28 protein-coding genes are annotated in these 19,894 nt (G+C 31.6%); 1 reads left to right on the top strand and 27 read right to left on the bottom strand.

Annotation, left to right across the window (positions count from 1 at the left end; all coding sequences use genetic code 11):
- Nucleotides 1-267: 267 nt before the first annotated feature.
- From DU428_RS13015 to DU428_RS13130, 23 genes are all read right to left on the bottom strand, one after another.
- Nucleotides 268-783 (bottom strand): hypothetical protein, encoded by a 516-nt coding sequence (locus tag DU428_RS13015; protein ID WP_113966782.1) that lies wholly within the window; start codon nt 781-783, stop codon nt 268-270.
- Between the two features lie 147 nt (nt 784-930).
- Entirely contained in the window at nt 931-1,407 is a 477-nt protein-coding gene (locus DU428_RS13020; RefSeq protein WP_113966783.1) for an SRPBCC family protein, read from the bottom strand.
- Nucleotides 1,408-1,559: 152 nt separating this feature from the next.
- A complete protein-coding gene (locus DU428_RS13025; RefSeq protein WP_146778646.1) occupies nt 1,560-2,174 on the bottom strand; it encodes a hypothetical protein in 615 nt (204 codons plus the stop codon).
- A 704-nt stretch (nt 2,175-2,878) separates the two neighbouring features.
- Nucleotides 2,879-3,490: a hypothetical protein gene (locus tag DU428_RS13035; RefSeq protein ID WP_113966786.1), complete on the bottom strand. Its 612-nt coding sequence runs from the start codon at nt 3,488-3,490 to the stop codon at nt 2,879-2,881.
- A gap of 216 nt (nt 3,491-3,706) precedes the next feature.
- Nucleotides 3,707-4,261 carry a hypothetical protein gene (locus tag DU428_RS13040; protein WP_113966787.1) on the bottom strand — a complete coding sequence of 185 codons (555 nt, stop codon included), beginning with the start codon at nt 4,259-4,261 and terminating at the stop codon, nt 3,707-3,709.
- A 144-nt stretch (nt 4,262-4,405) separates the two neighbouring features.
- On the bottom strand, nt 4,406-5,155 hold the full coding sequence (locus DU428_RS13045; RefSeq protein WP_113966788.1) for a DUF6794 domain-containing protein: 750 nt from the start codon (nt 5,153-5,155) through the stop codon (nt 4,406-4,408).
- Nucleotides 5,156-5,371: 216 nt separating this feature from the next.
- On the bottom strand, nt 5,372-5,791 hold the full coding sequence (locus tag DU428_RS13050; protein ID WP_113966789.1) for a hypothetical protein: 420 nt from the start codon (nt 5,789-5,791) through the stop codon (nt 5,372-5,374).
- Between the two features lie 285 nt (nt 5,792-6,076).
- The gene (locus tag DU428_RS13055; protein WP_113966790.1) at nt 6,077-6,565 is read right to left on the bottom strand and encodes a hypothetical protein; all 489 of its coding nucleotides are present in this window, start codon (nt 6,563-6,565) and stop codon (nt 6,077-6,079) included.
- A gap of 167 nt (nt 6,566-6,732) precedes the next feature.
- A complete protein-coding gene (locus DU428_RS13060; RefSeq protein WP_113966791.1) occupies nt 6,733-7,302 on the bottom strand; it encodes a hypothetical protein in 570 nt (189 codons plus the stop codon).
- A 129-nt stretch (nt 7,303-7,431) separates the two neighbouring features.
- Nucleotides 7,432-7,977 (bottom strand): hypothetical protein, encoded by a 546-nt coding sequence (locus tag DU428_RS13065; RefSeq protein ID WP_113966792.1) that lies wholly within the window; start codon nt 7,975-7,977, stop codon nt 7,432-7,434.
- 138 nt (nt 7,978-8,115) lie between these two features.
- Entirely contained in the window at nt 8,116-8,664 is a 549-nt protein-coding gene (locus DU428_RS13070; protein WP_123796526.1) for a hypothetical protein, read from the bottom strand.
- A 163-nt stretch (nt 8,665-8,827) separates the two neighbouring features.
- Entirely contained in the window at nt 8,828-9,331 is a 504-nt protein-coding gene (locus DU428_RS13075; protein WP_113966794.1) for a hypothetical protein, read from the bottom strand.
- Between the two features lie 130 nt (nt 9,332-9,461).
- Entirely contained in the window at nt 9,462-10,583 is a 1,122-nt protein-coding gene (locus DU428_RS13080) for an OmpA family protein (RefSeq protein WP_123796527.1), read from the bottom strand.
- A gap of 166 nt (nt 10,584-10,749) precedes the next feature.
- Complete coding sequence (locus tag DU428_RS13085) at nt 10,750-11,202, bottom strand: hypothetical protein (protein WP_113966796.1); 453 nt, start codon at nt 11,200-11,202, stop codon at nt 10,750-10,752.
- A gap of 149 nt (nt 11,203-11,351) precedes the next feature.
- Entirely contained in the window at nt 11,352-11,897 is a 546-nt protein-coding gene (locus tag DU428_RS13090; protein ID WP_113966797.1) for a hypothetical protein, read from the bottom strand.
- A gap of 176 nt (nt 11,898-12,073) precedes the next feature.
- Entirely contained in the window at nt 12,074-12,442 is a 369-nt protein-coding gene (locus DU428_RS13095) for a hypothetical protein (RefSeq protein ID WP_123796528.1), read from the bottom strand.
- A gap of 195 nt (nt 12,443-12,637) precedes the next feature.
- Nucleotides 12,638-13,192 carry a hypothetical protein gene (locus tag DU428_RS13100; protein WP_110475563.1) on the bottom strand — a complete coding sequence of 185 codons (555 nt, stop codon included), beginning with the start codon at nt 13,190-13,192 and terminating at the stop codon, nt 12,638-12,640.
- A 162-nt stretch (nt 13,193-13,354) separates the two neighbouring features.
- Entirely contained in the window at nt 13,355-13,699 is a 345-nt protein-coding gene (locus DU428_RS13105) for a DUF3592 domain-containing protein (RefSeq protein ID WP_123796529.1), read from the bottom strand.
- Between the two features lie 242 nt (nt 13,700-13,941).
- Nucleotides 13,942-14,088, bottom strand: a complete 147-nt coding sequence (locus tag DU428_RS13470; protein WP_165839166.1) for a hypothetical protein — start codon at nt 14,086-14,088, stop codon at nt 13,942-13,944.
- Between the two features lie 10 nt (nt 14,089-14,098).
- Nucleotides 14,099-14,407 carry a hypothetical protein gene (locus tag DU428_RS13115; RefSeq protein WP_243633552.1) on the bottom strand — a complete coding sequence of 103 codons (309 nt, stop codon included), beginning with the start codon at nt 14,405-14,407 and terminating at the stop codon, nt 14,099-14,101.
- Between the two features lie 206 nt (nt 14,408-14,613).
- Nucleotides 14,614-15,090 carry a hypothetical protein gene (locus DU428_RS13120; RefSeq protein WP_113966802.1) on the bottom strand — a complete coding sequence of 159 codons (477 nt, stop codon included), beginning with the start codon at nt 15,088-15,090 and terminating at the stop codon, nt 14,614-14,616.
- 176 nt (nt 15,091-15,266) lie between these two features.
- Nucleotides 15,267-15,728, bottom strand: a complete 462-nt coding sequence (locus DU428_RS13125; protein ID WP_123796530.1) for a hypothetical protein — start codon at nt 15,726-15,728, stop codon at nt 15,267-15,269.
- A gap of 157 nt (nt 15,729-15,885) precedes the next feature.
- Nucleotides 15,886-16,371 (bottom strand): hypothetical protein, encoded by a 486-nt coding sequence (locus DU428_RS13130; RefSeq protein ID WP_123796531.1) that lies wholly within the window; start codon nt 16,369-16,371, stop codon nt 15,886-15,888.
- Nucleotides 16,372-16,586: 215 nt separating this feature from the next.
- On the opposite strand from DU428_RS13130, the gene DU428_RS13135 reads away from it, so the two are divergent.
- Entirely contained in the window at nt 16,587-16,913 is a 327-nt protein-coding gene (locus DU428_RS13135) for a hypothetical protein (protein ID WP_113966805.1), read from the top strand.
- Here the strand turns inward: DU428_RS13135 and DU428_RS13140 are convergent.
- The 4 genes from DU428_RS13140 to DU428_RS13160 all read right to left on the bottom strand — a co-directional run bounded on the left by DU428_RS13140 (nt 16,873) and on the right by DU428_RS13160 (nt 19,758).
- Entirely contained in the window at nt 16,873-17,118 is a 246-nt protein-coding gene (locus DU428_RS13140) for a hypothetical protein (protein ID WP_113966806.1), read from the bottom strand. The two genes, DU428_RS13135 and DU428_RS13140, sit on opposite strands and share 41 nt — an antisense overlap.
- A 155-nt stretch (nt 17,119-17,273) precedes the next feature.
- Nucleotides 17,274-17,762 (bottom strand): hypothetical protein, encoded by a 489-nt coding sequence (locus tag DU428_RS13145; RefSeq protein WP_113966807.1) that lies wholly within the window; start codon nt 17,760-17,762, stop codon nt 17,274-17,276.
- A 151-nt stretch (nt 17,763-17,913) separates the two neighbouring features.
- Complete coding sequence (locus DU428_RS13150) at nt 17,914-18,564, bottom strand: hypothetical protein (RefSeq protein ID WP_113966808.1); 651 nt, start codon at nt 18,562-18,564, stop codon at nt 17,914-17,916.
- A 168-nt stretch (nt 18,565-18,732) separates the two neighbouring features.
- Complete coding sequence (locus DU428_RS13160; protein WP_123796532.1) at nt 18,733-19,758, bottom strand: hypothetical protein; 1,026 nt, start codon at nt 19,756-19,758, stop codon at nt 18,733-18,735.
- Between the last annotated feature and the right edge of the window lie 136 nt (nt 19,759-19,894).

A 19,894-nucleotide genomic window follows, 5' to 3' on the forward strand; every position in this document is an offset into this window, starting at 1 on the left:
TCTTTCCCGAGTGCACGATAATAATCACCATCAAAATTATTTGACTGAGAAAATAATGTTAGGTGTGAAATTAAAAGTAAGGTAGAAATTATTAGTTTCATCGGTATGTTTTAAATGTTTTACAACGTTTTTGGCTATGGTTTCGTTGCGTGAAAATCCGCGAGGATTTTCCGCCGTAAACCGAAGATAGCAAATTTGCGAGGACTTTCCGAGAGGAAAGTCAGAAGCAATGAACTATAGCCGGTGTTGGCTACAGTTATTTTATTTTTATGCCACTCCATTTACGCTAAAGTCTACAAATTCCTTTTTGTCCATTATATAATTTATATTCCAAAATCGACTTCCTCCGTCAAACCACATTTGCCATTCCGTTTTCCAAGAGTCGTCTGGTTTTGTCCAACCTCTAATTAATTCCCAAATACTATAGCCATTCCAAATGAAATTTACGTGAATTACTCTTTGTCCGTATTGGTCAATAAATCCGATATATTGTCGGTCATATTTTTTTAATCTTTTATGAATTATTGGTCCATAATGTTTTCCTTGATTCGGTTTGTTTTTATTTATCTCTTTTATTTGGCCCCGTAGTTGCTTTTCCAATTCCACAATTTCTTCTTTTGTCGGTGTAAATCTTTTTTCAATTGGTGGATTTTCGGTTAGCGGAATGTCATAAGTTTTAGGGAAAATTGCTCCATCAAAATTTCGGCTTTCTATCAACTCAATATTTTGAGAGAAAGTCAGTCCAAAATTAAGTGTTAATATTATTAGAAGCAGGTTTTTCATAATTGTAGCCAACGGTCTCGTATAACCGTCAGTTACGGGATTAAAGATAATGATTTTCGGTTAAGCACTGACGTTAGCAATTCCGAGTGGATTCGGACGTAGTCGAATCCGCCGTAATTGCGGTTATACATTGTTGTACACAGTACTTTATTCATTTATAATTTCTTTCCATTTTTCAGATTCCGCAAACTCTTTTACAATTCGGTTTCTTTCAATTAGTAATTCAGTCATATACTTTTTCAGAAAGAGCTTGTCAGCTAACTTTCCTAAAATTCCAAAAGGCGATTTGTAGTCAAAAAAGTCAGTCATCAAAGTTCCGCCATTCGATTTCGCAAAGTGATGTTCGTGTTTAAATTCCGCAAACGCTCCTTTAACCATCTCGTCCGCAAAGTAATTCGGTCTATCAAATTCCGTTATTTTGGAAGTCAGTTTTTGATAAATTCCAAAGTGTTTAGCTCTCCAAGTTACACTTTCATTCATTCCAATTAATCCGCTTGTTTTTCCAGCAATTGCTTCTTCATTAGTTTGTTCAGTCGATATTTTGTGCAAATCGATACTTCGCGACAAGTCAAACACGATATTTATGTCGGCTTTTATTTCAGTCTGAAGTTCTATTCTCGGCATTTTTGGGGTATTGTGTACAACGGTTTTGTGTATGGCTCGTTGCGGGAAATCAGCTATGATTTTCCGCCGTAGAACGAAGATAGCAAATTGCAATGAATTCCGATTAGGAATTCAGCCGCAATGAGCTATACACGTTGTTGTACCACGTATTTTTAGTTTCCATTCTGTTGTTCAATCAGTTTCTTTAATTCGTCCATTTTCCAACTTGTCGAAAATGTTATTACAATCGGAAAATCATTTTTGTCAGATTGGTCAAAATAAAAGCTGATTTTTGGAATTTCAGAGTTTTTCTCTTTTTGATAAACAACAACTTCGGATTTCACTTCGTAATCCTCGTTTTGAGTTGTTTCAATTATTGTTTTTGAGCTATATTTTTCAAATTCCGTTTTCAGTTTTTCATATTCATCGATTTGGTCATATTCGTTGGAAAACCTAATTACCAAAGAAAGTCCGAAAATTCCATATTTTTCGTCGTGAGAGCCAAATCCGATTGAGAAAGTTCCTTCTTTTATTTCCGATTTGATTGTCGGGTGTTTTTTAAATTCCGTTGTATATGAGTAATCTTTAAAATCTGCAATAACACTAGTCCAACCATATTCAAATTCAAAGTCCGATTCTTTAACTATTTCACTAGGTTTTTGGTTTAGGTTAAGTCCAAAAAACAATTCGCTTATTTTCTTTTCCATTTCTGTTTCTTGTGCAAAAATTTGAGAATGAAATACTATTAGTAAAACTCCAATTATAAATGTCAGATTTCGTTTTCTCATATGTGGTACAACGGTCTTGTATAAGATTAGTTGCGTTGTTTGCTTGCGAGGATTTTCCGCAGGAAAATCAGATGTAACAAACACGCAACGACCTTTAAATTTAGCCTAAAATAGCAATTAATTTTATACGTTGTTGCCATTTCGTTGTTTTTTCAGAGTTCAAATTATCCGACTAAATTCCGCTTTCTACTTTTCAGTATTAGAGTGAATTCAGTCAGCATTTTATTCTGTAATATTTTCAAATCCTATTGAGTGGGCAACTCCGTAACTTGCTATATTCCGCACGCAGTTCAGTTTTTAAATTCTTTCTTCAGTTTCAATGTCAAATTAATCCGAATCGTTTTCTTTGTTCAAAAAATTTTTAACTGCTAATCGATATAGTTGAATTGCAACAAAAAGATTAAATGCAATATGTAAAGTATCGAGAACAGTTTCGGATGTTATAAAAGAACTAATAATTGGTCTAAATAATAATACAGTAATTATTCCGCCAATTATAAAAGAGAGTACTCCAATAATTATTTTCATAAATATTTTATTTCGTTTTGGGTGCGTCACGCAATGAATGGCAACGTTGATGTGTATGGTTAGTTGCGTGTTCAAGCACCTAATTTAGCAAATAAAAACCGAATAGAAAATCCGCGAGGATTTTCGTAAATAGGCTAGAACTAGCAATAAATTATATACGGTGTTACCACACGTTTTTAACATATATAATATCCGATTTCTATTGACATTTGGTTGTTATTTGTTTTTTCAATTACTAAAGTCATATCACAATATCTGTCAATTTGAAAATCATAATATTTTTGATACTCTGATTGTTCTATTTCGAAAGTTCTTTTATTTAGCGACTCTTTTATAAACTCAAAGTCAGATTTATGAAATAATTTTTCAGCAATCCACAAAGCTTTTTCGAATATTTTACTTTCGTCATTTAAATTCAGTTCCGATTTGTTTAGTAGTAAATTTCCATAAAATGAAAAATGAACACAACCTCCACGAGTTACGATTAATGTATTTCCGTCGTCAAGTTTTATTGTTGCCTTTTTTTGTTCGTTATCCCAAACGTAATTTGAAAATTCAGGAATTTCTTTGAGAAAATCATCCGTTTGAGTATTTAAGTCAAAAACACAATCATCTTCGTTAAATTCCGATTCCGATTCAGTTTCTTTTTCGGTTAGTTCTACATTTTCTTGTTTAGGAATTTTTATGTCATTTTTCACTCCTTTTGCAAAGTCAAACATTTCAATTCCGAAATAAGTAATTCCGATAATTGTAATTGCAATTATTGTTATTAAAACTCCTTTTTTCATTGGTCTTGTCAAATGTGTGGTAACGGTCTTGTATATGGCTCGTAGCGTGCAAATTAGCGATAACTTTTCGGTTGAGCACGAGCCGAATTTTTAAATTTTTCTTATTACCTTTTTTTATCAATAAGCCAAATTTAAAAATTTGGCGGACTTGCAAATATGCCTTAACTTCTATTAAGCAACTAATTAGCTATGAGCTATATACGTTGTTGCCCACAGTTATTTTTCCGTTATGCTTTTTTTCAAGTTCTGAAACGATTTCCACTCTTTTGATGGATAATCCTCTATTATTAGACTTGAGTCTCTTGAAATGACTGTATTAACAATTCCGCTGTGAGCTGGATACGATTTAGAATTAATTTTTAGTTCAGTCAGTTCCAATATTGCATTTTCAATCAATTCAATTTGCTCGCTGTTCAATTCGACGCTATCAATTCTGCTTTCCAATTCTTTATATTCATACCATTTTTTTGGTATTTCATTTTCTTTCGGTGGTTTTGGCGGTTTATAAGAGCCTAAATATCTTGAATAGTTTGCATAAATTTTTTCTCCATCAGAGAAAATCACTATGATATCAGAGTTTCCGCCCCATTCTCCGAATTCATCGTCAGTTTGGGCAAGTTCAATTTGGTTCCACCTGTCGATATATTCAATTTCTTTTTCAGATTTTGCCTTGTCCGATTTAATAATTTCTGTTGCCTCCAGCTTATCTTTTTTATCAGCACAATTGGCAAATAAAATTCCGATTATCAATATTAGCAGGATTTTTTTCATAATTGTGGGCAACGGTTTTGTGTATGGCTCGTTGCGGTAAAATCCGTGTGGATTTTTCCGCGTAGCCCAAATTTAGTGAATTGCAATGAATTCCGGTAAGAAATTCAGTAGCAATGAGCTATACACGGTGTTGCCCACAGTTATTTATTCCACTACATCCCATAATTCATATGAAGTCCAACGTGTTTCCCCTTTTTTCATTATCTCAATTTTATCTTCCTCAATCTTTTTATACTCTCCGTCAATTTTGTCCCAAACATCATATTTCAAAATGATGATTCCTTTTCGGTCGCAACTCTTTTTGAGCTTAACTTGAACTTCTAATTTTTCTTTATTCAGTCCGATTATAATTCCTGTGGCGTAACACTTGTCGTCCATATATTTTTTCTCCTGTTTTTTAGAGACGAAATCATAGTCGTATGTGAATTCCACTTTATCTCCAATTTTGAATTCGCTGAATTCTTCTTTTTGTCGTTCTTTTTGCTTTTTCTCGGATTCAGTCCAATAGTCTTGATAATATTTAATTTGATTTTCTAATTCGATAGGTTTTTCGTTTAGTTTTCTGTGCAATGAAGTTAGAATTATACTTGACATATCATCTGGATGATTAATTCCTAAATCCCGAAAGTATTTTGATATATCTGAAGTTCCAGCCCATAGTTTCCAGCTATTTCTGATTGACATTCCAGTTCCAAAATGTAATTCGGCTGTTGCAGTATTTTCTTCTTTGTTTTTATAATTATCTAAATCTTCTTTTGGCCATTTACATTCAAAAAAAGAAATAGCATCGTTCAAGTCAGTAGGGATGTATTTATCTATATATTTTTCGCAGTTATTTTGTCCACTAGCGAGAATGGAAAAGGTCAGAAATAAGACAAGTAGTATTTTGTTCATAATTCGGTTGTTTCTCCAAAATTAGACTCACAATTTAATGTTCCAAAAAAACAGTTCTTTTTAATTAGGGAATGTTTGGTTTTAATTGTGGGCAACGGTCTCGTATAACCGTCAGTTACGGGTTTAAAGTTAATGTTTTTCGGTTAAGCACAGACGTTAGCAATTCCGAGTGGATTCGGACGTAGTCGAATCCGCCGTAATTGCGGTTATACATTGTTACACAACGTTTTTCTTATCCGTTTTGTATAACCAATTCGCTACATTGGAATAATTTGTAATCATTAAATATCCAATCAGAATACTGATTGCCGAAATCGCAAATTGAAAATAATCAACTTGTTCATAAGCAAATGCATCGAGCATTCCGTCAATTCCTTTACTTGAAACTTGATCTTTAAAAGCAAGATAACATTGATTTAGGAAATACGGGAAATTATCAATTATCAGTAATCCAGCAATTACGATTATCGCAATTTTTAATATGCTAATTTCTTTTAAACTCCCAAATTCAATTCGCTCTTCATCAAATCCCTTATCCAATTTGAGTAAATCAATTATTTTGTCGGCTCCATAAATCAGCGCAAACAAGAGTGCTACAATTATTAGAAAGGAAGCTACAGCTAATATTATTGTCATCGGTTCGTAAGCGTTGATTGCGTAGCTGAAGTAAGTCGGAAGTAGACTAAATATTGCTAATGTCGCCGAGTATAGTGCAAATAGTTTGATTATCACTCGGAAGAAATCACTTTTTTGTCATAGGTTGGTCAAAATGTTGTGTAACGGTCCCGTATAACCGTCAGTTACGGGATTAAAGATAATGATTTTCGGTTAAGAACTGGCGTTAGCAATTTCGAGTGGATTCGGACGCAGTCGAATCCGCCGTAATTGCGGTTATACATTGTTGTGTGTAGTATTTTATTTTTATTTGTCAATTAACTTTTTTAATAACTCAGATACTTCTTTATAATTAGTTAAATTATCTAATACATATTTATCCTCACTAAAACTAATTCCTCTTCCAGCGATTAAAGGCTCTATTTTCCCCAAGATTATATATCCAGTGTCATTCCCACTATTTTCGTACGTAACTTCGTTAATGTCCTCAATTTTTTTCTGTTTAATAATATCTCCATTTTTTAGGAAAATTACTCTTTTGTTGCTTATTAAGTATTTGATTCCATTAGTGTTGTTGTATCTAATGTAGATAGCGTTTAACATATAAACAAAACCTACTATTCCTAAAATCAGAAAACCAAAATGTTTAGTGAATCCAATTCCAAATGCTATAGTTAAAAAAAATATTCCGAAAATGATTTTAAAAAGGTCATTTGCGTGTAGCATTATTCCTTTTTTAGGAACAACTTCTAATTCAATATTTTCATCGATATTTAATATAGACTTGAAATTCATAATTTAAGAAAACTAACTTTTTCATATTACACACAACGGTCTCGTATAACCGTCAGTTACGGGATTAAAGTTAATGATTTTCGGTTAAGAACTGACGTTAGCAATTCCGAGTGGATTCGGACGTAGTCGAATCCGCCGTAATTGCGGTTATACATTGTTGTAGCACGTTATTTTATTCGGCTTTTTATTTCGTTCAATAGTTTATTTTGTTCGAGATTTTTTTCAAATTCCGCTTCTTGGTCAAATACATTGTCCTTTCCAAAAAAGAGCTGACTCTCGTGATAATAAAATAATGCCCAATTCAGACTTCCGTCAAATATTGTCAAGTCAGTATCCCAAAACATTCCTTCCCAATATTTGATTACCATTTTCCAAGTCAACATTATTGCTTGTCCAGAATTGTCGGATTCCACAAAAACATACTTATCAAATGGAATTCCGAGATTGTAGAGCCATTTTTTTATTTCCAAATCACAGTCCATTGTAATTTGAAACTTCTTTTCGGTTTTGAAATATCCTTTCGTAAATGGACTCCAATCAGTTCCAGTTGAGTAAGCTAACATTTTAGAAGAATTCAGATATTCTTTTACAATTTCAGTTCCTTTTTTATTCAGAAAATGAATTTGGTCTTTATGTTCTTCAGAAATTCTTTCGGCTTCTTCTGGTGACCAAAGAAAAGACCAACTTTTTGGAAAGTCAGTTTTATATTCCGCTAAATTTTCTTCTAAAACGTTCATTTTTTTAATGTGCTACAACGGTCTCGTATAACCGTCAGTTACGGGATTAAAGTTAATGATTTTCGGTTAAGAACTGACGTTAGCAATTCCGAGTGGATTCGGACGTAGTCGAATCCGCCGTAATTGCGGTTATGCAGTGTTGCCAACCGTTTTTTCTTTTCGAATCAGCCATTTTGAAATTCTATCGTAATTTGTCAATAGTATTATTCCAATTATAATATTAATCGTTGAGACAGTCCAATTAAAATAGTCACTTGGTTTTCCGAAACCAATTTCTTCTAAATAATTCAAACCTTTTGGTGAAACTTGGCTTTTAAATGCTAAAAATGTGTAGTGCAAAAAATTCGGCAAAAAGTCAATAATTAAAAATCCGCCAATAATAATCAATGCAAATTTTAAAATCTTATCACTATTAAAATTTCCAATTTCAATTCGTTCATCATCGAAGCCTTTGTCAATTTTAAGAAGGTCAATTATTCGGTCAGTTTTTAAAATTAGGAATATGTAAATTAAAACAACAATTGCAGTTGCTCCTAAAATCCATAAAAGTGTCAATGGTTCAAAATCATATGTCACATAACCTATATTTGATGGTATATAATTAAAAACAGTCAATATCAATGAATATAATCCAAATAGCTTTATTATAATTCGGAAAAAGTCTCTTTTTGTCATTTAATTCAGTTTTTAAATGGTTGGCAACGTTGTTGTATAAGAATAGTGCGGTTTTGTGTGCGAGGATTTTCCGAAGGAAAATCAGAAGCTAGCAAAACGGCACTAACTCTTGATTAAGCACTAAACTACGCATTATTTTTATACGGTGTTACCAGCAGTTTTATTTAATTTTTCAATCATAAATTTAACTCTTTTTGCTCCGTCCATAGAATCAAAATCATTCAATATCTGTTTTTCAGAGTTGTCCAATAAAGCAATCAACCTCACAGATGCTAATCGGTATTTAAGATGTTTTACTTTTTTAAATTCAAAACTCTTAATAGTATGTAATTCAATTTTTTTTGGAGAAATTATGTGTCTCAAAATCAAGCTGATATTTCTAATTTCTAATCCTTTTTGAATATAATTAAATTCCAATAAATTATCAGCTATCATTATTCTGTAAAATTTATACGAGAAAATCATAACCCAAATTAGAGCAATAATTATAGAGGTTTTGTCATTGTAATAAATTACTAATCCAATTGGAATAATTAAGATAAATACAATTGTGATAATAAATTCGGATAGATTATTTTTCTTTTGAGAAATTGAAAATCCATTGTCGGTATTTAAAATTTTAAATGAAGAATCACTTATTTTAAATATCTTGGAAGTGTCGTTTATCAATTTTTCTTTTTCTGTCAATGTTGGTTTTATTTTAATTGCTGGTAACAACGGTCTTGTATATGAAATGTAGCAGATTTATAAGTGCTTTTTTTTGGTTAAATATAAAAATGGCAGGTAAACCCAAACCATTAGTTTAGCTCTTACCTGCTATTTTTTATATACGTGGTTGTGGTTAGTTTTTTTAATCTATTTTAGTAAGAACTATATCTGTTGGAATAGTAAATGTCTGTGGTAACCCCACTTGACCGCCTGGTAAACGAGAAACTTCCCATGTGGCAGTTGTTGGGCAAGTAGAGCAAGTGTTCTCAAGAATAATAGTTAAACTGCCTAACTTAACCGCGAAATTTCCATCACCCGTATAAAGTACATTGTCATCTATGCTTCCACCGAGTAGTATCCCATCATATGATTTTGCATAAATAGCATAGCCAAAATAATAATCAATTTCTGGTAGCAATAATTTGTTAGATTTATAAATAACTTCGTTGGTTGAATTGTTAATCAACATATAATGTCCGTTAATAGCTTCACCTTCTGAACCTTGTACTGTAAAAAGCTCTACTTTAAAGGTTTCATTGCCATTAGTCCACTCCCAATTACCAACAAAGGGTATATGGTTGCTATTTTGTGCAAATGCATAAGCAGGTAAGGTTATAAATATAATTGTATATAATAAAGTTTTCATAATTGTTTGTATAACAGGCTTTTGCTATTGCTGAATTTGTACTAATATATGAGAAAAGCTACAGAAGTTCCTTAGTGAAAAATTAATGTTTTTTTACTTGTTTTTTAACTCAGTTCTTTGTTGTGCTTAGTTATTTTCGCACAATTTTAAATGAAACTCGCCTATTTTTATTACGACCTTTTTCCGTCTCATTTGTCGAAATCGGATTCGTATTGCCGTATCCAATCGCAGAAATTCTATCATTCTTTAAGCCTAATGATGCTAAAAAATTAGCAACCGATTTAGCTCGATTTTCTGAAAGTTCTTGATTAAAATTAGATGTTCCAACATTGTCTGTGTGACCTGAAATTAAAATTAGAGTCTTAGGATTTTTTTTAAGGAATTTATAAACAGATTTAATTTCAGTTTTTGCATTTTCCGATAGTTCAGTACTATTGAAGTTGAAAACTACATTTGTAAAAATATAATCTTTATTTAATTCAATTATTTCAGTTTCAGTTTTCACTCTTTTTTCTTTATAAACTTTAGCTTTTAGTTCATTTTCTATTTTAGGTAAATCGGTTCGTTGCAAACTTACCAAGTCTATATAGTAATAAGAGGTATTAAATCTGTTTTTATTTGAAACAAGAATTTTGTCAGTTTTTGAGTTTTTGTTGAAGTTACCAATCGTTAAAAATTGTTCAGTTCCTTTTGCAATGAATTCCTTAGATATTAGTGTCCAATTACTAGTGTTGTCATAAAATCTCGTATTATCGATTCTGTAAATTGAATAGTTATCAATTTTGGATTTTTTTAGTTGTTTCTCAGATAATTCTCTTGATATATTTGTGTTTAACTTATCTGCCGATAACATAAAATCAATATTCTTAATTGCAAAATCAGATTTTTCAGCAAGATTTACATAAAATGATACATTGTATTTAATTCCTTTTTCCAATTTTTCAGATAATTCTACTTGGATATATTCGCGATAATTTTCATCAGAGTGCAAATGGAATCCAGCATAATTCTTTCCAGATTTCGTTTCTTGCATTCCGTTGTAATTATTAGGAATTCCAACTACTCCTTTAGCACAAGTACTGAATACATCTGTCGTTCCCCAAGTTGGTGTTGACCAATATTTTACATTATTATCAAAATTTCCAATCAATTCCGCACATCTTTTGGTTTCTTCAAAACTTGGATTTTGAACCAAATTCTGTGAAAATAATTGCATTGAAAACAGTAGAAAAAGGATTTTGATTTTAGTCACTATGTTTTTTTCATAATTAAGCACAACGTTTTTGGCTATGGTTTCGTTGCGTGAAAATCCGCGAGGATTTTCCGCCGTAAACCGAAGATAGCAAATTTGCGAGGACTTTCCGAGAGGAAAGTCAGAAGCAATGAACTATAGCCGGTGTTGCCATTAGTTTTTTATTTCAGTCATTGTAATAATCTCCGTCTTCCCAATCTTTTTTTCCAAGATAATCTCCACAAAAATTATAACGCTTTATAGGTTTAACTTTATCCACATTTTTTCCGTGACTGAAAATCCAAATTTCTTTTCCGACAATTTTTATTCGATTAAATTTTCTGTCGTCGCAAGCGTCCATTGAGCAAATAAAAACTGATTTTTTCTCAAAAAGTTCTTTTCCGTTTGAATCTACAATTCGGTCAGTTACTTTTACTTTTTTATGTCTCAAAGTCCAAAATAGGAACTTGCGCTTTTTTTCAATCCGTTCCGTTTTTAGAGTTACACTCTCAATTCCGCAATCATTTTTTTCGGTCAGATTTACGTCTTGAATTTCAGTCGTTTTTATTCCGCTATCCAGATTATTGAATAAGAGAATCAAACTTAATAATATTGAAAATGTTGAATTTATTACGCTCATTTCAAATTAATGGCAACGTGTTTGTATATGGTTTGTTGCGTGGTTTAGCACGTAATTTAGCAAATAAAAACCGAATAGAAAATCCGCGAGGATTTTCGTAAGTAGGCTAGAACTAGCAATAAATTATATACGGTGTTGTACGCAGTTTTTTATTCCGTTTCTTTTATTTCTGCGTCTATTTTATTTTTTATTTCTGAATTATCAAATCCGTAAATTCCATTTTTATTTTCTGGATAAAGTTTTCTCATTGTCAGAAAGTAATCTTCTAAAAAGTGATTTAAATCTCCTAAATTATTAACATAAAATCTAATAGTGTCTTTTTTGTTTATTGCTGTTAATATCTCACGATTGTTTAAGTCTTTTAACTTGCGTTTTCCATTACGTTTTATAAAATTCTCGAAGTCCCAAATAGTGTCATTTTTCGACATTTTTTTTTCATAAACCAAACTCCATTTTAAATCATTATTTAAGTCTTGAAATTTACTTTTCACTTTTATTGAGTCCGATAATTTAGTGATTTCAATTTCCTCATAGCCTTCATAATCACATGCTGAATGGTCAAACAATACAATTATAGTATCCAAATCAGTCATTTTTTTCTTAAAATCGGTTAAATCTGTTTTTAGGTTAAAGTCAGATTTAGGTAACTCCGTTTTGTTTTCAGTTTCTTTTTTACAAGAAGCTAAAATCAGCATTAGAATTAATATTTTGAGTAAGTTTTTCAAATTGCGTACAACGGTCTCGTATAACCGTCAGTTACGGATTTAAAGTTAATAATTTTCGGTTAAGAACTGGCGTTAGCAATTCCGAGTGGATTCGGACGCAGTCGAATCCGCCGTAATTGCGGTTATACATTGTTGTACGCAGTTTTTTATTCATCTTTTATCAAATCCTGTGCGTTTTTAATTCCGCAACCAATTACAAAAATTCGAGTTCGCCAGTCATTCATTCCACCATAGGGAATTTTGTCAGTCCAGTATTCAATTCCACGCTTTATGAGTTCAGATAATATTTGTTCAACTTCTTGGTCAGATTTATACATTCCAATAAAATTCCGATTTGCGTGTTCGTCCTCTTTTATTGTTTTTAGAGCGTATTGAACAGCATCTTTTTCAGTAGCAAAATATTCTAGAACTCTTTTTTCGCCACGTTCCGTATAATACCATTGATAAAGTCCTCCATTATTTTCAATTCCACAACCTTCGTATATGAAATTTCCATTTATGCTGTAACTATGCATTGGATAGCAATTTTCTTTCAGCCATTGCTCCAATTCCAATTCAGTTTTAATTTCAGTTTCGGTCATTTCTCAAATTGCGTACAACGGTCTCGTATAACCGTCAGTTACGGGATTAAAGTTAATGTTTTTCGGTTTAGAACTGACGTTAGCAATTCCGAGTGGATTCGGACGTAGTCGAATCCGCCGTAATTGCGGTTATACATTGTTGGCAACAGTTATTTTTAATTCTACGTGATTCATTAAATATTCCGAAAACCATTTTAAATCATTCAGAACATATTTTTCATTTTCGTCGTCAAATCCGAGAATTTGATGTTTCCTTTCTTCGTTGTCTATTAAGTAAAGATTTCCCTCGTAGGTTTCTTCTCCAATTTGTTCGGCAGAGTATTCAAAATCTTTTATGCTCTTTGCGTCAAAAGTATATTCTCCAAAATCGTTTTTTATTTTAATTGCTTTGTGGTCAAGTGTTTTTAAGTTGTCATTTGATTGTTTTTTTGCTCTTATTCTTGAGTAGCTAAAAAATCCTGTTCCGAACAATAATATAATCCCAGCAATAATTTTTCCGCGAAATTCAACATCGTTTATAAACATAAATAAACAAATTCCAAGAGCAGCAACTATTGGAAGAATGACAAGTCCGATTAGTGTTCCATAATCTGCTTTTGATTTCCCAATAATTATTTTTCCGTTTTCATTTGAGTAGGAAATTCTATGTCTTTTCAATTTAGATTCTAAAATTGAAGTATTCATCTGCGTTTTGGTTTAATTGTTGCCAACGGTTTCGTGTATGAAAAGTGCGGGTTTGTGTCAGAGGATTTTCGGAACGAAAATCGGAAGAAAGCAAACACGTACTTTCTCTTTGATTAAGCACTAAAATAAGCATTTTTTATACACAGTGTTGTAAGCAGTTTTTTATTTTTCAATTCGGTTTTCAAATAATATTTCGCTGTATTTAGGATTGTTTTCAGAGTAAGTGACTTTGAATTTATCTCCGACATTTACTTTTTCCAATTCAGTTTTATTCAGTTTTTCAGTTCCGCTATATTTTTGTCCGTCAACTTCATAATTATAGTTTATGTAATAACCTCGACTTATAATACTGTATTTTTTATCAATTGTTCCGATTGTGGTTTCAGGAACTTTTTCAAGTTCATTTTTTTTAGAATAATGACTATAAATTCCGTAAGTCAAAACACATAAACAAATCAGAGTGAGAATCAGAAATGGTTTTTTTTCACTTTTATTTTTTCTATTCAATTTGTTATTTTTTTTGTCTAGATATGGTTGTTTTCAAATTGCTTACAACGTTTCGTGTATGAGCAGTGGCGTGGTTCGTCACGGACAATTGCAAACACTCACGTAACATTGGAAAATCCGCAGGATTTTCCAAGTAGGCGAGAACAAGCCATTGCTTATACACACTGTTGGCAATAGTATTTTATTCATTACGAGATTTTGATTTGTGTAATTGATAATATTATTAAAGCTAAAACTAATAATCAAATTATTCCATTTACATAAGGTTCATCTTTTAAAAAGTCTTTAAACTCCTTTTTTGAGTTCCAAATTCTTGACAATAACCAGCGTATTCCAGCACCAGGATATCTAAAAATCAAAATAATAACAGCTTCGAAAATTATTTCCATTTTGTATTCTTTAAATAATTTTTGGTAAGTCAATAATATCGGATTCTCCGTCAACTGAGTAAAATTCCAATTCAGTCGGCATTTGGTCAGTTCCGAATACAGATATTCCTATCAATTCTCCGTTTTTACCTTTTCCAGCGTAATCTATTATTAAATTTCCTTTTTGAATTTCTGAGTTAAATGTTTTCCCAAATATTATAGTCGGACATTTTACGCAACCACATCTCGCAATAACTTTGAGATTTCCGATTAAATTAATCCATTCTGATTTTTCTTTTCCAAACAGATAAGTCAGGAATTCAATTTCAGATTTTCTCAAATCTCCTTTGTTGGGGATACTGTAATTTATTAAGTAATTTGTTCGTTTTTTGCGTTTTGTTATATTGTTGCCAACGGCTCCGTATAACCGTCAGTTACGGGTTAAATTACGCAAATTTTTCGGTTTAGCACAGACGTTAGCAATTCCGAGTGGATTCGGACGCAGTCGAATCCGCCGTAATTGCGGTTATACATTGTTGTAGCACGTTATTTATATTCATATTTATTCCGCCAAACATTTTCTCCTTTCAAAAAGTCAAGAAGTATTTCAGTCATTTGGTCAACCGTTTCCAATGGCTTTACCAATAGAATATGGTCATCGTCTGTCACAAGTCCAGAGGCTAATCCATCATCTCCTAAACTTCCGCCAACGTCCAAAGCTTTATATCCATCCGCATTTTTGTCTTCCAATTGCACAATGTGAAATTCATTCCAATTGATTGATTTCATCGTACTTTTTATTATTTCCGCTGTTGCTTTTTCAGTTATAATTTCTGTTTTTTCTCCGTAATCGTAAGTGATAATGAGTTTTAATTCTCGTTTTTCTTGTCGGATTTCACGATTTCGAAATTCGGTCTTATTTTCCGCAATTCCGTGTGTGTTTGAATTCCGTTTTGAATTCCAACTAATCAAAACAAATATTCCGATTAATGCTAAAATTCCGAAAATTATGTAGGTGTTCATTCTTTTCACGCGATTTTGGTTTAATGTGCTACAACGGTTACGTATATGGAAAGTTGCGTGTTTGAGTGCGAGGATTTTCCGAAGGAAAATCAGAAGCTAGCAAACGAGCAACTAACTTTGGTTTAGCTAAAACTAGCAATTTTTTTTATACGGTGTTGTGCGCAGTCTTTTCTTTTTCAGATTAAATAATATTCGTTTGAGAATCTGACAATCCACTTTCCATTTTTATCTATAAAAAGATAAATAACTTTATAATTTTTATTAATCTCAATGTCAAAGCAAGTCCCTTTTTCAATTGACTCCACTTTTAAAATCGGTGTTTTTAAATCCGACTTATAATTATATCCGAAAGTATTTTCTATGCTATGAGAATTTGCTCCAATTTTCACAAATTCATTAAACACTAATTTGTCATTCACGTATGCTTTTATATTTTCATCAAAATCAGATAAGAATATAACTTGAAAAGCATCTAACTTTTTATCCGCTTTAGGATTATCGTTTCCAAATAATTTAGTTCGGTCATATTGTATTTCAATATTTCCGTCACAAGATATATTTTCCGCTATTTTTTCAGATACTTTGCAAGATGAAACTGAACATAATAAGGTCATTAATATGATAAAAATTCTATTCATTAAGTTTTTTTCAGATTGCGCACAACGTTTTTGTATATGGTTTGTTGCGTGGTTAAGCACTAAAGTTAGCAAATTAAAACCGAATAGAAAATCCGCGAGGATTTTCGTAAGTAGGCTATAACTAGCAATAAATTATATACGGTGTTGTACACCGTTGTTATATTATTATTAAACTTATTGGTAAATCATTTTTCAATTCCTCAAGTTTCATTTCGTTCCACCATTCTCTCGGGATTTTTGAGCCATCTAATTCAAAACCAACTTCAATCTCTTTAACCAAAATAAACACAGCGCCTTCGGCTGTTGACATATCGTCAATAGTATATTTGTTTTTCAAGTCAGCAAGAGTATTGCCCACACCAATTCCTAATTCCGTTTTGAACCTCTTTCCGTATAGCCAAATCCTCCACACTTTTTCTCCTTTCTCGTCTGGTTCAACCGCATAAATCAATTCAGAGTTTTCGTAAACATTAAAAATATCATAGTCGTCTCCTTCAAGGCTTATCGTCTCTTTCTTTATATTATATTCCTTGTTTTTAGATTCTAAAAAATCAGAAATTTCCATTCCGATTTTCACATTGTCAACGGAATCATTTTCAATGAATTCATAATTGACGAATAGTAATAATATAATTAAATTCAATATTTTCATTTTGTCTCCGTAAATGGTGTACAACGAGTTTGTATAACAGAAGTAGCGGGTTAAAATGCGCTAATCTGTCCGTTGTGTTATTAATTTTATCTTGTGTACCAACTTTCGGTCTGGCACTTAACCGCTATTTTTGTTATACGTTGTTGTGTGTAGGTTTTTATTCCACTATATTTGGTTTTCTAATTTAATCAAATACTTTTAATTCTATGTCTGCTCAAGAACTTTATGATAAATATGTTACTGAACTTGAAAATCAATTCAAAGAGAAAAAGGATATAATAGACGAAGCTTTTGAAAAATATAAAAATACTGAGCCTAATAAGCAAAGTCTGAGGGTAAGACTAAATGAGGAATCAGATTCTGTTGGTTTTATTACTTATTACTCAAATAATCTTAATTCTGAACTATCGAATCTATCTTTATCAGATAACAAATTAGCTGAAAAATTTCTAAACAAGTCTTATAAACTTGCTTTTGAACTGTTAGAATACCCTAAGATTTTATCTGACTCTTTTTATGAAGATAAGTCATAATATCTGAATATTTTTTATAGTTTTCGTGTTCAAAATCAGGTGTCATTTGGATCTTAAATGGTAAATCTGTTCCTACAATCATTTTCATAGTCTCAATATGCTGAGAGCTTATGAACTCTATTAAATGAAAAGCTTTTCTAGTTTCTTCATCGTAAACAGCTTTTTTTAAGAGGTTGCTTAATTCTTTTTCTTCTTGTTCCGTCATAAGTTTTTTGTTTTTAACTTACACACAACGTGTTGGCTATGGTTTCGTTGCGGATAAATCCGCGAGGATTTGTCCGCCGTAAACCGAAGATAGCAAATTTGCGAGGACTTTCCGAGAGGAAAGTCAGAAGCAATGAACTATAGCCGGTGTTGTGGTTAGTTTTTATTTTCAATTAGGTTTAGTTTTTTTAAAAATAATATAGTCAGAATGATTAACACAAACCACCTTGAAAAGCCAATTCCCATAGTCATCCAGCCATAAACTTGTAGTAAATCAGAATATTCGATGTTCTCAATCGGTGTGTAATGTTCTGCGTAAAGTCCAGATAATTTATTTGTTATAGGATTCAAGATTAATGCTAATAGAGCCAATCCGATAAAAGTTTTTTTAGGAAATTTGGTCAGATAAATTCCGTTCGAATTTGACTGTTGTTTAATTCTTTTAAAAATCAAGAATGTAGTCAGAACATACAAAATCAGAGTAATAATCGGCATAGAGTATTTCATAATTCCATAAGAAAGTCCCAATTCGGATTTGGCAAAATATATTAAGTAAGTAACGAAGTATAAAATTGAGTCAATTCCGCTAATGAATATAAATCCGAAGATTATCCACAATACTAATAAGACATTTTCTTTATTCATTCAGTTTTTTCAAATTAACCACAACGGTTTTGTGTATGGCTCGTTGCGGAAAATTCGGTAGAATTTTCCGCCGTAACCGAAAGATAGCAAATTGCAATGAATTCCGATTAGGAATTCAGCCGCAATGAGTTATAAACGTTGTTGTGGCTAGTTATTTTTTTAGTTTTTCATTTGGTCCATTTCTACTTCTAATTATTTTTCCAGTCAATCGGTCTTCTGAATAATACATAATATTGTCATTACTTATTTCTTCGAAAAAATTTGTAATGAACTTTAAATCCAAATAATAAATTTCTTTTTCTTTTGAATAATCGGTATTAACGTAAAGTCCAGAAATTCCATCTATTTCCCAATTCTCAATGTCATCATCCGGTAATGATTTATCGATTTTATATTCAATCAGTTTTGGGTTAAAAATGAAACTATGAATAAATAAATGACAAATCTTTTCAACGTTCAAATTCTTTTTGAGTTCGTTAGTCATATCATACTCATCTTCAATAGATTCAAAGTTTTCTTTAGTAAGTATTTTTTCCGTTTTCCTTTTGAAGTAACTGACTGAATAATTCGCACCTATTTGTTCGTCCGAAAGTCGATTTGATTCAAGAAATTTTCTCGTAATAACTGAAGAATAGAAACAATACTTTTGAAATTCTATAAAGAATTTATAACTACCTGTCCATCCATCTTCTTCTTCGTCAAAATACCAGTCAGCAGAAAATTCTGTTTCCGAAATAAGTTGTCTGAAATTATCTGTTTTTTCTTTTAATTCGATTTTCCATATTCCAGAATCATAAATCATTTTGTTTCGGATGGTATTGAGTTAATTAGCCACAACGGTCTCGGCTATGAGTAGTTGCGTGGGTTAGCACCAAACTTTGCAAGTACACACCAAACTGAAAATCCGCGAGGATTTTCAGAAGTAGGCGAGAACAAGCAATTACTTATAGCCATTGTTAGGCAACGTATTTTATTTATAATATTCAATTGTCCGTTTTACAATTCTCAACGGTTTATTGTTTTTAAATTCAATTTTTTCAATCCAATTATTTTCTGAATCATATTTAAAATCATAACTCCAAACATCATTAGTTTTTCCGTCATTGGTTTTTACTGTTCTTTGAGTTAAATCCCCATTTTCATTGTATAGATTTCTTTCAGTAATAGCGAATTCATTTTCTCCCATTACTATAATGGATTCTTTTAGTTTTCCGTTTTTGTGATACTTGTTTTTTGTTTCATCAAAAGTTGAGTCGTTTTCTACGTTGAATTTTTCAACAACTAATTGATTGTTATTGTTATAAAGATATTCGTTTTCTACTCTGATTGTATCCCAAGTTCTGTATTCGATAATCTTTTCTTTTTCTTTCAAGTTTTTACTGTTAAAACTTCTTTCGATTAATTTTACCGGTATGTTTTTATATCTAAATTGGCTTTCAGAAATTAAATTGTCGTTTTGGTCATATTCTACACTGTAAGTCAATTGTACTGTGTCATTTTGAATAGTTTCTCTTTTTATTGGTCGATTATTACTATCTCGCTCAATTTTTAGAGTTCTCTTAAATCCATCGCTAGATATTAAAACGCTAGTCAAGCTGTCTTTAGAATCATATTTAAATTCGAAGTCTAAAAACGAACCTTTACCATAATTGTCAATTTCCTTTCTTTTAATTAATAAGTCATTTTTATCATAAGTATAGATGTCTTCTTTAATTACTTTGCCGTTGTAAAGAAACTCTTTTATTGAAGTCAGATTTCCGAGTTCATTAAATTCGAGCAGAGAATTTCGGTCAAATGCAAGGGAATTTATTTTCTCTCCGATTTTAAAAGTGTCTTTCTCTATAATTAGGTGGAAAAGTTCAGATTTTACAGATTTTATTTGTCCATTAAAGTCATAATTCGACAGGTCACTTTTACCTTCGGTATTATCTGCTGATTTAGTACAACTAAACAACAAAAGGCAAATTGTAAATAATATTCCGAATGTTTTTTTCATATGTTGCCTAACGTTGTTGTATATGGTTTGTTGCGTGTTTTAAGCACCTAATTTAGCAAATACAAACCGAATAGAAAATCCGCGAGGATTTTCGTAAGTAGGCTAGAACTAGCAATAAATTATATACGGTGTTGTA

Origin of the sequence: Oceanihabitans sediminis (assembly GCF_003337215.1) — a bacterium.
In the GTDB taxonomy this organism is placed as follows: Bacteria; Bacteroidota; Bacteroidia; order Flavobacteriales; family Flavobacteriaceae; genus Oceanihabitans; species Oceanihabitans sediminis.